This window comes from Arthrobacter sp. ISL-28 (assembly GCF_018613875.1).
Taxonomy (GTDB): Bacteria; Actinomycetota; Actinomycetes; order Actinomycetales; family Micrococcaceae; genus Arthrobacter.
The window spans coordinates 90,677-104,780 of the sequence record NZ_JAGGPJ010000010.1; the positions used below are offsets into that span (position 1 = coordinate 90,677).

Sequence of the window (14,104 nt, forward strand, 5' to 3'; positions counted from 1 at the left end):
GATCCAAAGGAAAGAACAATGACTGAAACCCTTCGCGTCGCCGTCATCGGCGCCGGTCGCATGGGCGCGGACCACATCCACCGCCTCAACAAGCGCATCCACGGCGCTGAAGTCGCCGCCGTCGTCGACGTCGACCTGGCCCGCGCGCAGGCCGCCATCGAAGGCATCCCCGGCGCAGTGGCCCTGGCGGACGCCGAAGAGGCCCTAAGCAACGGCGATGTCAACGCCGTACTGATCGCCACCCCCGGCTTCCTGCACGAGGATATCCTCCTCAAGGCCATCGCCAAGGACATCCCGATCCTGTGCGAAAAGCCACTGACCCCCGACGCCCAGTCCTCCTGGCGCATTGTCCAGGCGGAGGAGGAGCTGGGACACAAGCGCATCCAGGTTGGTTTCATGCGCCGCTTTGACGCCGAGTACGCAGCTTTGGGCCAGGTCATCCGGGACCGCGAACTGGGCGAACTGCTCATGCTGCACCACCAGCACCGCAACCCGAGCACGCCCCCCGGATTCACCAACGAGATGCTCATCAACGACTCGGTGGTGCACGAGTTCGACGCTATCCGGTTCTTCACGGGCGAGGAAATCACCAGCGTGCAGGTGCGCCTGGGCAAGCCCACGAAGAACGCCCCGGCCGGCCAGCACGATCCGCAGCACGTCCTGATCGAGACCGAGTCCGGCGTCCTCGCCGACGTCGAGATCTACGTCAATGCCAAGTTCGGCTATGAAGTGGCAACGCAGGCGTCTTTCGAGGAAGGCGTCGTCAGCATCGGCGGAGACCACGGACCCTATGTCCGCAGCGCCGGCCGCTGGGGCGGCAAGGTCACTCCCGGTTTTGAGGAGCGCTTCGGCGCGGCGTACGACGTCGAAATCCAGGCGTGGGTGGATGCGGCACTCCGCGGCGAAATCGGCGGACCCACCGCGTGGGACGGCTATGCCACCGCAGCCTGCTGCGAGGCCGGCGTCGAAGCGCAGAAGAACGGCGAAAAGGTGACCGTGAAGCTGCACTCCAAGCCTGCCCTCTACAGCTAGAACGCAACAGGGAGGGGGCGGATGAGTCCGTCCCCTCCTTCCACAGCTCATAGTCTTCCCTGCTTGATCCCAAATGGAGTGCCCCGTGAAAATTGCCCTCGATCCCACCCCGTTCCACCACAGCCACAGCCTGCTGGAGTTCCCGAAGGTGGTGGCGGAGCTTGGCTACCACTACATGCAGATGACTCCGCACGCCGACTTCATTCCGTTTTACAACCACCCCAAGGCCGACGACGAGCTCGTTGGCCAGTTGAAGAAGGCCTGCAAGGACGCGGGAATCGAGATCGCCTCCGTGCTGCCGGTGCTGCGCTGGTCCGGACCGGATGAAGACGCCCGCGAAGCAGCCGTCCGCTATTGGAAGCGCGCCATTCAGATCACCGTGGACCTCGGTGTGGGCACCATGAACACCGAGTTCAGCGGCAGGCCGGAAAAGGCTGAGGAATCCGAGCGTGCCTTCTACCGCTCCATGGAGGAACTGCTGCCGATCATCGAGCGCGAAGGCATCGACCTGCTCATCGATCCGCATCCGGACGACTTCGTGGAAGAGGGTCTCGCTGCCATCCGGGTGATCCGGGGGCTGAACTCCAAGAACGTCGGCCTTGTCTACGTCGCGTCCCACAGCTTCCACATGCAGAACGCGCCGCTGGACATCATGCGCGCGGCCGGGGACAAGCTGCGCCTGGTCCACGTTGCCGACACCATGGACCACCATGCCTCGCATGGCCTGCGCTACATCACCAACCCGCCCGGCAATCCGGTCCGGGTGCACCAGCACCTGAAAATCGGCGACGGCGACGTCAACTGGGATGAATTCTTCGGCGGCCTGAACGAAATCGGCTTCCTGGACCGCGAGGACACCGTGATGGTGTCCAGCGTCTTCGCCGAAAACGAAAATGCCGAAGAGGTATCCCGCTACCAGCTAGAGACGATGAAGCAGTATGTCCAGAAGGCCAACGCATGACGTCGACCCTCCCATCGGACAAGGCGACACAGAAGCCGATTAGCCTGGAAGTTCTTCCTCGCGGTGGTCGGGTATCCGTGTGAGGAGCACTCCCACCGCGATCATGACCACTCCCAAGCCAAAGTGCAGCCAATTGTCCGCGGTGTTGACCGGTATAAAATTTGCGGCAGTTTCGCCGGTGAAGATTAGCCCATAGATCCACAGCACTAGGTAGATGGCCCCGCCGCCCAGCAGGAAGTTCCGTGCCTGCGTGGGCAGTCCACACATAAAGAGTCCAGCTACTCCATACAGCAGATGGACGATGTTGTGGAGGATCGAGACCTGGAAGTAGCCCACCAGCATTGCTTCGGAATCATGGCCGGCGAAAGCCATGGATTGATAATTGGTGGTGATCCCGGGTACGAACCCAAAGATACCAACCACCAAGAAAATGAGGCCCATTCCAAGGGCCACTTTTTGCATGTCCGTGCTTAGCCCGCGAGGGGCCCGTGCGCGCTCTCCCATTGCCATCTTTACTCCTAGGTCCGGTGGATTAGGTATTGGCAAAGCTTCTTTCCACGGTGTTTCCACTTCCAGTCAGTATCTCTTTTCAGTGTTACTACCTGACGGGCCGTACTCAACACCTACCACGGAACAATCAATGGGATATCGGAGCAGATTTTCTATGACATCTTTGGGCTAACTCGACTGAATTTCGTTGCCATCCTCCAAGACCTGGGTTGCGGGAGGGACCTCGGCTGCGGGTACCGGCAGCGGTGGAGGCTAGACGGCCGCATGCAGCCGGGGGAGGGCGTCCACCAGCGGGGCCAGTTCAGGGACCTCCTGCGCCTGGGCCAAGGTCCGCTCCAGCGCGGCATCATGCACCGGCCGGGCATCCTCCAGAAGCTTGATCCCATTCGCTGTCAGCTCCGTGTAGATGCCACGCCGGTCGTCGGCACACAGGATGCGCGTCAGAAGCCCGCGGTCCTCCAGCCGGTTGACCAGGCGCGTGGTGGCGCTGGCACTGAGGGCGGAGGCACGGGCCAGCTGCTGCATGCGCATGTGCCAGCCGTCCTGCCGGCTCAGCGCATCCAGGACGGTGTACTCCACGACGGACAGCTTCGCGTGGGCCTGCAGTGAGCGTTCGAGTTCGGCTTCGATCAGGCCGTGCAGCGCCGCGAGGGTCCGCCAGCCCTGTGCGCGCACTTCCACGGCGTCGTCTTTGATGCCCATCTTCTTCCTCCTTCGGCCTGCCCGGCGTATGAAACGCTGGCAGGTGAAATAATAGTTGCTTGCGCGGGATATTTGCATGTGCAACAATAAATAACGCGTCTGCAACTACTAGGGTACGCATCCCACCTCCTTCCGTACAGTTTTCTAAGGAGCACTCCCATGCCTATTGGCCTAATTGCCCTCGCCCTCGGCGGGTTCGGCATTGGACTCACTGAGTTCGTCATCATGGGCCTGCTGCCCGAAGTGGCCGCAGACTTTCAGGTCAGTGAAGCCTCTGCTGGCTGGCTCATCTCCGGTTATGCGCTCGCCGTTGTGGTCGGTGCCCTGGGGCTGACCGCGGCGGTGACCCGGTTCGAGCGCAAACCCGTGCTCGCCGTCCTGCTCGTACTGTTCATCGCCGGCAACCTCATCTCGGCCACGGCGCCCGACTACTGGATGATGATGGTTGGCCGCATCGTGGCCGCCCTCGCGCACGGCGCCTTCTTCGGCATCGGGGCGGTGGTTGCTGCCAGCATGGTGGCGCCGACCAAGAAGGCCGGAGCCATCGCCATCATGTTCACCGGCCTCACTGCGGCCAATGTACTCGGCGTTCCCTTCGGCACGATGCTGGGCCAGGCCGCCGGCTGGCGCTCCACGTTCTGGGCCATCACCGGAATCGGCGTGCTCGCTCTCGCGGGCATTCTTGCCCTCGTGCCGAAAACGGGACACGGTGACGCTGCCCCGGGCGGCCTGCGCAGCGAACTTCGTGCTTTCCGCTCCGGCCAGGTCTGGCTCTCCATCCTCGTCACGATCCTGGGCTACGGCGGCATGTTCGGCGCCTTCACCTACATCGCCTTCACCCTCACCGAGATCTCCGGGTTCTCGGCCTCCACCGTCCCGTGGCTCCTGATCGTCTTTGGTGTGGGCCTCTTCATCGGCAACACGCTCGGCGGCAAGGCTGCGGACCGGAATGTGGACCGCACCCTGCTGGTGGTCCTGTCAGTTCTTGTGGCGGTGCTCGTGGCCTTCGCCCTGACGGCCGGCAACCAGCCCCTGACCATTGTTTCCATGGTGCTGATGGGCGGCTTCGGTTTCGCCACCGTGCCGGGCCTCCAGATGCGGGTCATGAAATACGCCGACGGCGCGCCCACCCTCGCGTCCGGCGCCAACATCGGGGCGTTCAATGTGGGCAACGCCCTGGGCGCCTGGCTGGGCGGCGTGACCATCACGGCCGGTTTCGGCTACACCTCGCCGATCTGGGCCGGTGCCGGCATGACCATGCTGGGCCTTGCCGCGATGGCCTTCGCCGCGGCCAACGCTCCCGCAGTTTCCGTTGGGTCGGAGGCCTACGCTCCCGCAGTTCCGGCCGTCCGGTGATCCGCGAGTTCGACGGCTGAGCGCCCCGGCCCTTACCCGGCCAAGCCGCGGACAGGCAGCCCTAGCCGCCGAACGGCAGCCGGGGATCCACGTCCTGGCCTTCCCAGCTTTGGCGGACCCAGCCGTGGTGCGGGTCGTCGCTGATGAGCCAGTCGCGGACCCGTCCAGGCCCGGCCATGACATTCAGGTAGTACATGTCGTAGCCGGGTGCGGCCATGGCCGGGCCGTGCCAGCCGTAGGGCACCAAGACCACGTCGCCGGTTCGGACCTCGGCCGCGACGTCGATGGGACGATCGTCGGAGGCGTAGACGCGCTGGTAGCCGATAGCGTCAGCGTCGCCCGCGGGTCCAGAAGCGCCCGGGGCCACACGCGTCTCGAAGTAGTAGATCTCCTCGAGGCGCGTCTCCCCGTCCTTCTCCTCGTCGTGCTTGTGGGGAGGGTAGGAGGACCAGTTGCCCGCGGGGGTGATGACCTCGCACACAATGAAGCGGTCGGCCTCGAGCGCCGCTGGGGTGCCGAAGTTGTGGACCTGGCGCGAGCAGTTCCCCGCGCCGCGCAGCTCCACGGGGGTCTCCGCGGCGGTGACCAGGCGGGTGGGGTACTGGACTTTGGCGGGCGCCGTGGCGACGGCGACCCGGCCGCCGTCGGACGAACTGACCGTGACTGCCCTCTCCGTTCCGGAATACAGCACATCGGTGGGGCCGCTGAAGACGCCGGCGCGGCCGGCCAGCTGGTATTTCTGGCCGTCGACTGTCACAGTGAAGGCCCCGCTCAGTGGAATGACGATCCGCTCCTCGTCTGCGGCGGGGAGTTCGACGGCGGCGCCTGGGGCCAGCGTGGCCACCTTCAGCCCGGTGTGCGCCCACCCCTCGACGGTAAGGGTGGAGTCCGCTGTGCCCAGCGAAACATCCCAGCAGCCTTCGGCTGCGCTGCCCAGCGGATATACCCAGTCGGCCATAATTCTTCTCTTTCGGGTCGTGTGTCAGTCAGGGCGTTACGCGTAACGTGGCTAACGCTGAGCGTGCCTGACGCTGAATGTGCCTAACGCTGGAGGCCTAACGCTGAACAAGCGTCATTTCAAAGCTGTAGGAATCGCCGCGGTACACATGGTGGCCCGTCTCCACGTTCCGGCCGGTGTCGTCCACGGCAGTTCGGTCCATGGTGACCAAGGCGGACCCGGGTTCCGTTTCAAGGAGCGGGGCCTGGTACTCGTTGGCCACCATCGCGCCGATCCGCTGTGTGGCCAGCCGGAAGTTGACCCCGCCGCTGCGAAGAATTCCGTATAGCCCCTGCGTACCCAGCATTTCCTCGTCGATGTGTGTGATGTCGTCGCGGACCCAGTTCTCCATCAGGGCAAGCGGCTTGCCGCCAACCTTGCGGAGCCTGGTGAAGTGGTAGACCTTCGCGCCTGCCGGCAGGTGCAGGGCCTGCCTCGTGGCGTCGTCGGCTTCGATGTGCGCGAAGGTCAGGACATCGGTGGTGGGTTTGCTGCCGTTGTTGGTGAGGTCGTCATAAAGGCTCGAGAGTTCGAGGGGACGGCGGACCTGGCTCGAAACCACCTGGGTGCCCACGCCGCGTTTGCGGACCAGCAGCCCCGAGCGGACCAGCTCGTCCATGGCTTTGCGCATGGTGGGCCGGGAGAGGTTCAGCTGCGCGGCGAGGTCGATTTCATTCTCCAGCCGGCTTCCTGGCTCCAGCAGCCCCGAGTGGATCGCTGCCTCGATGCCCTGGACCACCTGGTGGTACAGGGGCACCGGCGATGACCTGTCGATGCTGAGATGAAGTTGGTTCGCCATTAACTGCTCCCTTTGCGCTGCGGCGGTCCTGCGTCCAGAACCCCGTATGTCCGGTACATGTTCGCTTGATAGGACATACTGCTTTTCTGATCATAGCAGTGAGTCAACGGCGGTCAAGGCTCCTTTCGCCGCATCCCCCTTCGACCGGCCCGCCCTCGGAGTCAGCGATATCGCCCCGAAAGTCGTCCTTGCAGAAAGGCCTTTGGTAAAAACATCCTAATGTCAGGACAAACTATTGACATCTGTGAGCCGAATCACCATGATCGGTGTAGAAGGCTTTGGTGACCCCGCATAGTGGCGATGGTCCCGGCCCCCAAATCAAAGGAGATTTACTGTGACCAAGTTCTTTTGGCGCCGCGCGGCCGTCGCGGTAGTCGCAATCCCAATGCTCGCTCTGGCGGCATGCTCCAGCCAGGGTGGGCGGGCTCCCGAGGCGAACAGTGGCGGTGGCGCCGGGCAGGTTGCCTCGACCCCCCGCATTAAGGTTGCACTTATCACTCACGCCGCTCCGGGGGACACGTTCTGGGACATTGTCCGCAAGGGCGCTGAGGAAGCCGCCGCCAAGGACAACGTCGAGCTGCTGTACACCTCCGATCCTGAAGGCGGCCGGCAGGCGCAGCTCATCCAACAGGCCGTTGACCAGAAGGTGGACGGCATCGCTGTAACCCTGGCCAAGCCGGACGCGCTGAAAGACGCGCTCAAGAAGGCCACCGACGCAGGCATTCCGATCGTGAGCCTCAACGCTGGTGAATCCGTTTCCGCCCAGCTGGGTGCGTTCACCCACTTCGGTTCAAATGAAAAGCTGGCTGGTGAAGCGGTCGGCGAGAAGCTCAACTCTCTCGGCCTCAAGCATCCCGTCTGCGTCATCCAGGAGCAAGGCCACGTCGGCCTCGAAGCCCGCTGCGCAGGCGTGAAGTCGAAGGTTCCTGCTACAGAGATCCTGTATGTTACGGGCACGGACATGACCCAGGTTTCCTCTACGGTGACGGCCAAACTGCAGGCCACGTCTGACGCCGACGTCGTCATCGGGTTGGGGGCGCCCTACACGCTGACCATCCTCAAGGCGGTGACCACCGCCGGAAGCAAGGCAAAGGTGGCCTCCTTTGACATGAATGCCGAGCTCGCCCAGAAGATTGCCGACGGCGCCGTTGAATTCACCGTCGACCAGCAGCCGTGGCTCCAGGGCTATGGCTCGATTGATGCACTGTGGCAGGTCAAGCGCGGCGGCTTTAAGCTCGGTGGCGGCCAGCCCGTCCTGACCGGCCCCACCATCGTGGACAAGGCCGGCGCAGCAAATGCCCTCACTTTCGCCCAGCAGGGTATCCGTTAGCATCCCGCCAGCCCGGGCCCGGCGGGATCGCCGGGCCCGGCAGCAAGGAGTATTCCAATGACCATGACCCAGACCATTACAAAGCCGGCGGTGACTGACGAGCGGGTCGGCAAGCGCAACCCGCTGCAGAAACTGCTCGGCCGCCCTGAGGTAGGCGCCCTCGTCGGGGCGATCGTTTTGTTCGTGTTTTTCGCTTCGGTTTCCCAGACTTTTACGCAGCCTAACGCCTTCGCCACCGTCCTTTACGGCAGCTCCACGATCGGCATCATGGCAGTTGGAGTATCGCTGCTGATGATCGGCGGCGAGTTCGATCTTTCTACCGGCGTTGCCGTGATCAGCTCTGCCCTGACCGCCTCGATGTTCAGCTGGTACTTCAGCATGAACGTGTGGGTCGGCGTGATCCTGGCCCTCGTAGTGTCCCTGGGCATTGGCTTCATCAACGGCTGGATCCTTATGAAGACCAAGCTGCCGAGCTTCATCGTCACCCTCGCAACGTTCCTGATGCTGACCGGCCTCAACCTTGGCCTGACCCGCATGATCAGTGGCGGCGTGTCCTCCCCGTCCATTTCCAGCATGGACGGTTACCAGGCGGCCCGCGCCATCTTTGCCTCCTCCGTGAACATCGCCGGGGTGGACGTCAATAACACGGTCTTCATCTGGACCGCCCTGGTTGCCGTGGCGTCCTGGGTGCTGCTGCGCACCAAGGTGGGCAACTGGATCTTCGCCGTCGGCGGCGATGCGAACGCCGCCCGTGCCGTGGGTGTTCCTGTCAAAGCGACCAAGATCGGCCTGTTCATGGCCGTCGGCTTCTGCGGCTGGATCCTGGGCATGCACAACCTGTTCGCCTTTGACGCCGTGCAGTCCGGCGAAGGCGTGGGCAACGAATTCCTCTACATCATCGCCGCAGTCATCGGCGGCTGCCTCCTCACCGGCGGCTACGGGTCGGCCGTGGGCGGTGCCATCGGCGCCTTCATCTTCGGCATGGCCAACAAGGGCATCGTCTACGCCCAGTGGAACCCGGACTGGTTCAAGTTCTTCCTGGGCCTGATGCTGCTCCTGGCCACCATCGTGAACCTGATCGTCAAGCGCCGCGCAGACGCAAGTAAGGGCTGAAAACCATGAATGCGAAGCAGATCGACCAGCAGCAGCTCCTCAAGGACGAAAAGGACCCGCTGACCCACACCCCCGTGCATCTCCTCTCCCTGGAAAACGTCGGCAAGCACTATGGCAACATCGTCGCCCTTACTGACGTCACCATGGCCGTGGACAACGGCCGCGTCACCTGCGTCCTCGGCGACAACGGCGCCGGCAAGTCCACACTGATCAAGATCATCGCCGGCCTGCACCAGCACGACGAAGGCATCCTGCACATCATGGGCGAAGAGCGGAAGTTCACCTCGCCCCGCGACGCCCTCGATGTGGGCATCGCAACGGTCTACCAGGACCTCGCCGTCGTTCCCCTGATGCCGATCTGGCGAAACTTCTTCCTGGGCTCGGAGCTGACCACCGGTGTCGGGCCGTTCAAGAAGCTGGACGTCCAGAAGATGAAGGACATCACCAAGAAGGAACTCGCCGACATGGGCATCGACCTGCGTGATGTCGAGCAGCCCATCGGCCAGCTCTCCGGCGGGGAGCGCCAGTGTGTCGCGATCGCCCGCGCCGTGTATTTCGGCGCCAAGGTCCTGATCCTGGACGAACCCACCGCCGCCCTCGGCGTCAAGCAGTCCGGCGTGGTGCTGCGTTACATCCTGCAGGCCCGGGACCGGGGACTGGGCGTCATCTTCATCACCCACAACCCCCACCACGCCTTCCCGGTGGGCGACCGGTTCCTGCTACTCAAGCGCGGCCGCTCCATCGGCTACTACGACAAGAAGGACATCACCCTCGACGAGCTCACCGCCCAAATGGCCGGCGGCGCCGAACTCGCCGAACTCGCCCACGAGCTGGAACAGCTCGGCGGGCACGGCGACATCGTCAAGGAAGTCCAGGCTGAAGTAGCCGGAACCGAGAACGCGGGCGCCACGGACGCCGGCACTCCAAACCGCGTACGCGCCTGAGTTTCAAAACCTAGCCACTTATCCAGCAGTAAGGAAACGCATGAAAGACATCACGCTCGGCCTCGTCGGCGTTGGCCGCATCGGGGTGATGCACGCCGGCAACATCGTTTCGCTGAACGACGTGCTCCGGCCTCACGGGATCAACGTCCGTCTCAGGCTGACGGATGTGGCGGCGGACCATGCACGTACGGTCGCCAAAGGGCTGGGCGCGGAGTTCTTCCCGTCGGTGGAAGTGCTGATCGGGTCGGGAATCGACGGCCTGGTCATCGCCACCGGCACCGGGACGCACCCGGAACTGATCAGGGCAGGGGTGGATGCGGGCATTCCGGTGTTCTGTGAGAAACCCGTGGCCATGAACGTGGCGGACTCGCTTCCGGTCCTGGACTACATCCGTGCCAGCAAGGGAACCGTTCAGATCGGCCACCAGCGGCGGTTCGATGCCGGCTACCTTGAGGCAAAGCGCGCTTTTGCGGCGGGCGAGCTAGGCTGGATCCACTCGCTGCGCGCCGTCACCTGTGACATGGCGCCGCCGCCTGTGGAGTTCCTGGCGACGTCCGGCGGGCTGTTCCGTGACTGCTCCGTCCATGATTTCGACATCCTGCGGTGGCTTACCGGCCGTGAAATCGTGGAAGTCTACGCCAAAGGGTCCAACAAGGGCGATCCCGCCATTGGGGCTGTAGGGGACGTGGACACCGCGCTGGCGCTAGTGACGTTCGACGACGGCTCGCTGGGTTCCGTGGGTGCCTCACGCTACAACGGGGCCGGGCACGACGTCCGGCTCGAAATCCAGGGTTCAACCGGTTCGCTCATGGTGGGCCTTGACGAGAAAACAGCGCTGGCCTCGGCGGAAGCGGGCATCGAGTTCCCGTCCGGCGAATCCCACAAGACCTTCGCGGAGCGCTTCGACCAGGCCTACCGCTCCGAAATGGCCGCATTTGTGGAACTCGTGCTTGGGCGGCGGGAAAATCCCTGCACGGCGGAGGACGCCGTCGCGGCCTCCCTTGTGGCGGACGCGGCCCAGGAATCGCTCGAAACCGGGCTGCCCGTGCGGCTCGCCGCCGCCGTCTTCCTCTAGCGGACCTGCCGGCAGGCTTCCACAAAGGCCCGGAACGGGGCAATCCGCTCGGCTTCCGGCAGTTCGACAACCTCGGGATGCCATTGGACCGAGACCACCCACCGTTCCGGGTCTTCCAGGGCCTCGACGATGCCGTCCTCTGCCACTGCGGTCACCACCAAGCCGGGCGCCACCGGCGCCGCGGCCTGGTGATGGCCGGACGCGACCTTTACCCTCAAGGCACCCGAATCCCCGGGCACCGCTTCCGCGACCGCACCGTACAGCTGCGCCACCCTGGACCCCGGCGAGATCGCCACATCATGCCAGGCCCACAATCCGCCGCCCTCCTGCGGACTGTCGCGGTGGGGCACAGCACCCGGCGTCATGTCCTGGATGAGTGTTCCGCCGTAAAGGACATTGAGGAGCTGGTGGCCGCGGCAGATCCCCAGCAGGGGGAGTCCGGCGTCGATCGTCTGGCGCGCCACCGCAATATCCAGCCGGTCCTGCTCCGGGTTGACGTCGTAGAGTGTGTCGCCCGGTTCCTCGCCATAGAGCCGCGGATCAAGGTCGCCGCCACCGGGAAGTACGACGCCGTCAAGCGCCCCAGGCGCGCCGGCCCGCCGGCCGCCGTCGAACAGGCCATCTTCGACGAGTTCGGGGGTCAGCAGCACCGGTTCGCCGCCGCCGTCGTGCACGAGGTCCACGATGAAATCGAAGAGGCCGTTGGCCTCAGCCACGCGGGGGTCGGGATGTGCCGAGCTGCTGAGGCGGACAGGGATGCCGATGCGGGGGCGCGGACTGCCGGCAGGTGATGAATTCTGCATGCTCAAATTCTGCACCACGAGTGAGCGGCTACGCTTGCTTGACGGACATCCGATGCCTGGTGGCCAGGGACCGCTTAATCGCGGTTGCCCTTCGGCTACCTGCCGGAACCGGCCAGGGACGCCGCCGCTTCGGTAGTGTTAGTCGCATCGACGGCAGCAGGAAAAATGAAAGTAGGCGTTCCAATGGGTCGCAGGACACTGGTTGACCACCTCGTCGACGGCCTGCTGGACGACATCCTTGCCGGAAAGCTGAAACCGCACGATGCCCTGCCTCCGGAAGCCGACATTGCGAAGGCCTACGATGTCAGCCGGCTGACTGTACGCGAGGCGCTTAAGGCGTTGCGGGCTCAGCACATCCTCTACGTCAAGGCCGGGCGCGGAACCTTCGTGAACCCTGCAGACAACTGGACGGGCCTGGACGCCATCTTCAAGGCTGCCTCGCACGGAAACGCTGCGGACCAGGTGTCCATCGGCCTGATCGAAGTGCGACGCATGGTGGAAACCGGCGCGGCCGCCCTTGCCGCCAAGCGCCATGCTCCGGAGCACGTCGAGGAGATGCGGCAGGCGATCTCGGACATGAAGCGGTTTCATGAATCCGCCGACCTGGACGGATTTGTCACGGCCGACATCGCCTTCCATGATGCGGTGCTGAAGGCATCGGGCAATCCCTTTGTGCGGGCCCTGCTGGCTCAGTTGGGCCAGTATCTGTATGTCGCACGCCGGGAAACTTCCGCGGTCGAAGAGATCCAGCGCCATGCCATCGCCTTCCACCAGCGCGTGCTGGACAGCATTCTCACGGGCGACGGCGAACTCGCCCGCCGGGCGATGGACGAGCACATGGACCAGACCTTCGAGGACTACGAGCGCTACGTCCACGGCAAGCACTGACCCCTCGCTCATCCCAGCCTTGACGTAATACGCATCACCTTCTAGTATTTTGCTCATGTTCTTCCGTCAGATGTCTGACATCAGATACAAATAGATCCTCAATGATGCTCGGCACTCGAGCGGACAGAACCCCCCAATAAAAATCATCGGATCCCTCCGCGCGAAGCCGCCGGTCCGGAACCGACAGACAGAAGGTCGATGATGACTTCATTAACCACTAAGTCCACGGGACTCGGCGAGCTTGGTGACCGCACCCTCCGCAAAGTCCGCCGCCGCGTCATGCCCCTGATCGTTCTCCTCTACTTCATCGCTTACCTGGACCGGAATAACGTCGGGTTCGCCAAGCTGACGATGAGCGAGGACATTGGCCTCAGCGCTTCAGCATACGGTCTGGGCGCCGGCATCTTCTTCCTCGGCTATGCGCTGCTGGAAATCCCGAGCAACGCAGGAATGTACCGCTTCGGCGCCCGCAAATGGCTGGCCCGCATCCTCATCACCTGGGGCATCTTTGCCTCAGCGATGGCTTTGGTAAACGGCGAGACGACCTACTACATCATCCGATTCCTGCTCGGTGCAGCCGAGGCAGGCTTCTTCCCGGCCATCCTCTTCTACCTGACCCTGTGGTTCCCGGCGGCGCAGCGCGTCACCGTCCTGGGCATCTTCATCCTCGCCCAGCCCATCTCCAACGCCCTCGGCGCTCCGGTCTCCGGCCTGCTGCTCCAGATGGACGGTGTCATGGGCCTCCAGGGTTGGCAGTGGCTCTACATCATCGAAGGCATCCCGGCCATCCTCCTCGGCGTGCTGACCCCGATCCTGATGACCGACCGCCCCCGGGACGCCAAGTGGCTCAACGCCGACGAACGCGAATGGCTTTCCGCCACCATGGATGCCGAACTGGCAGCCAAGTCCAAAGGCGGCAGCCACAACTTCCTGGCCGGCCTCAAGGACAAGCGAACCATCGTTTACTCGGCACTCTACTTCGGCCTCGTCTGCGGTATCTACGGCCTCGGACTCTGGATGCCCACGATCGTTGCCGCCCTCGGAAAGTTCTCCACCGCCCAGGTCGGGTTCATCGTCCTCATTCCGTACGCCATTGCGGCCGTCTTCGTGTACTTCTGGAGCAAGCGAGCCGACAAGACGGGCAAGCGTGCCTGGCACAGTTCCGTCAGCATGGTGCTCGCCGGCGTGGGTCTGCTGTCTGCAGGTTATCTACTCCAGGTCAACCCCATCCTGGCCCTGATCGCCCTCACCGCCGCGGCCATGGGTATCTACGGAGCCATCGCCCCGTTCCTGTCCATGCCGTCCGCAGCGCTCACCGGAGCAGCAGCAGCCTCCGGCCTGGCCATGGTGAACTCCCTGGGTAACCTCGGCGGCTTCGTTGCCCCCTACGCCGTCGGCCTGTTCAACGACGCCACCGGCAGCAACCAGAGCGGCCTGCTGTTCCTCTCCTTCTGCCTGTGCGTCACGGCTGTCGCCACCTACCTCTACGCCCGCAAGCGCCCCGAAGGCGACGCTGCCCTGGATCCTGCTGTCGAGGCAGCCGCCAAGGTCACTGTTACCCACTAAGAACCACCCAGAGAACCACTTAAAGGAA

The 14,104-nt window shown here is 63.9% G+C and carries 14 protein-coding genes; 9 read left to right on the plus strand and 5 right to left on the minus strand.

Going from position 1 to position 14,104, the window contains the following annotated elements:
- Nucleotides 1-18 precede the first annotated feature (18 nt).
- Together J7E80_RS08375 and J7E80_RS08380 are read left to right on the plus strand one after the other, a co-directional pair.
- Nucleotides 19-1,032, plus strand: a complete 1,014-nt coding sequence (locus J7E80_RS08375; protein ID WP_215051007.1) for a Gfo/Idh/MocA family protein — start codon at nt 19-21, stop codon at nt 1,030-1,032.
- An 85-nt stretch (nt 1,033-1,117) separates the two neighbouring features.
- Nucleotides 1,118-1,993, plus strand: coding sequence for a sugar phosphate isomerase/epimerase family protein (locus J7E80_RS08380; RefSeq protein WP_215051008.1), 876 nt, complete (start codon nt 1,118-1,120; stop codon nt 1,991-1,993).
- Between the two features lie 39 nt (nt 1,994-2,032).
- Here the strand turns inward: J7E80_RS08380 and J7E80_RS08385 are convergent, their stop codons facing one another.
- Together J7E80_RS08385 and J7E80_RS08390 are read right to left on the minus strand one after the other, a co-directional pair.
- Nucleotides 2,033-2,497 carry a DUF4383 domain-containing protein gene (locus J7E80_RS08385; RefSeq protein WP_215051067.1) on the minus strand — a complete coding sequence of 155 codons (465 nt, stop codon included), beginning with the start codon at nt 2,495-2,497 and terminating at the stop codon, nt 2,033-2,035.
- Between the two features lie 258 nt (nt 2,498-2,755).
- Nucleotides 2,756-3,205, minus strand: coding sequence for a MarR family winged helix-turn-helix transcriptional regulator (locus J7E80_RS08390; RefSeq protein WP_215051009.1), 450 nt, complete (start codon nt 3,203-3,205; stop codon nt 2,756-2,758).
- Nucleotides 3,206-3,364: 159 nt separating this feature from the next.
- Here J7E80_RS08390 and J7E80_RS08395 point away from each other — a divergent pair, with 159 nt between their 5' ends.
- A complete protein-coding gene (locus tag J7E80_RS08395) occupies nt 3,365-4,561 on the plus strand; it encodes an MFS transporter (protein ID WP_215051010.1) in 1,197 nt (398 codons plus the stop codon).
- A 61-nt stretch (nt 4,562-4,622) separates the two neighbouring features.
- Here J7E80_RS08395 and iolB read toward each other — a convergent pair whose 3' ends face one another.
- On the minus strand, nt 4,623-5,519 hold the full coding sequence (gene iolB, locus J7E80_RS08400) for a 5-deoxy-glucuronate isomerase (protein ID WP_215051011.1): 897 nt from the start codon (nt 5,517-5,519) through the stop codon (nt 4,623-4,625).
- Nucleotides 5,520-5,616: 97 nt separating this feature from the next.
- Nucleotides 5,617-6,357 carry a GntR family transcriptional regulator gene (locus tag J7E80_RS08405; RefSeq protein ID WP_215051012.1) on the minus strand — a complete coding sequence of 247 codons (741 nt, stop codon included), beginning with the start codon at nt 6,355-6,357 and terminating at the stop codon, nt 5,617-5,619.
- A gap of 334 nt (nt 6,358-6,691) precedes the next feature.
- Between J7E80_RS08405 and J7E80_RS08410 the strand changes: the two genes are divergently transcribed.
- From J7E80_RS08410 to J7E80_RS08425, 4 genes are read left to right on the plus strand one after another with little or no spacing between them, the layout of a single operon-like run.
- Nucleotides 6,692-7,687: a substrate-binding domain-containing protein gene (locus J7E80_RS08410; protein ID WP_215051013.1), complete on the plus strand. Its 996-nt coding sequence runs from the start codon at nt 6,692-6,694 to the stop codon at nt 7,685-7,687.
- A gap of 57 nt (nt 7,688-7,744) precedes the next feature.
- Nucleotides 7,745-8,800 carry an ABC transporter permease gene (locus tag J7E80_RS08415; RefSeq protein WP_215051014.1) on the plus strand — a complete coding sequence of 352 codons (1,056 nt, stop codon included), beginning with the start codon at nt 7,745-7,747 and terminating at the stop codon, nt 8,798-8,800.
- A 5-nt stretch (nt 8,801-8,805) separates the two neighbouring features.
- Nucleotides 8,806-9,744, plus strand: a complete 939-nt coding sequence (locus J7E80_RS08420) for an ATP-binding cassette domain-containing protein (protein ID WP_215051015.1) — start codon at nt 8,806-8,808, stop codon at nt 9,742-9,744.
- 40 nt (nt 9,745-9,784) lie between these two features.
- The gene (locus tag J7E80_RS08425) at nt 9,785-10,819 is read left to right on the plus strand and encodes a Gfo/Idh/MocA family oxidoreductase (protein WP_215051016.1); all 1,035 of its coding nucleotides are present in this window, start codon (nt 9,785-9,787) and stop codon (nt 10,817-10,819) included.
- On the opposite strand, the gene J7E80_RS08430 is transcribed toward J7E80_RS08425, so the two are convergent.
- On the minus strand, nt 10,816-11,622 hold the full coding sequence (locus J7E80_RS08430) for a gamma-glutamyl-gamma-aminobutyrate hydrolase family protein (RefSeq protein ID WP_215051017.1): 807 nt from the start codon (nt 11,620-11,622) through the stop codon (nt 10,816-10,818). The two genes, J7E80_RS08425 and J7E80_RS08430, sit on opposite strands and share 4 nt — an antisense overlap.
- Nucleotides 11,623-11,805: 183 nt before the next feature.
- Here J7E80_RS08430 and J7E80_RS08435 point away from each other — a divergent pair, with 183 nt between their 5' ends.
- A complete protein-coding gene (locus J7E80_RS08435) occupies nt 11,806-12,510 on the plus strand; it encodes a FadR/GntR family transcriptional regulator (protein ID WP_215051018.1) in 705 nt (234 codons plus the stop codon).
- A gap of 198 nt (nt 12,511-12,708) precedes the next feature.
- Nucleotides 12,709-14,076, plus strand: coding sequence for an MFS transporter (locus J7E80_RS08440; RefSeq protein ID WP_396020734.1), 1,368 nt, complete (start codon nt 12,709-12,711; stop codon nt 14,074-14,076).
- Nucleotides 14,077-14,104 lie beyond the last annotated feature (28 nt).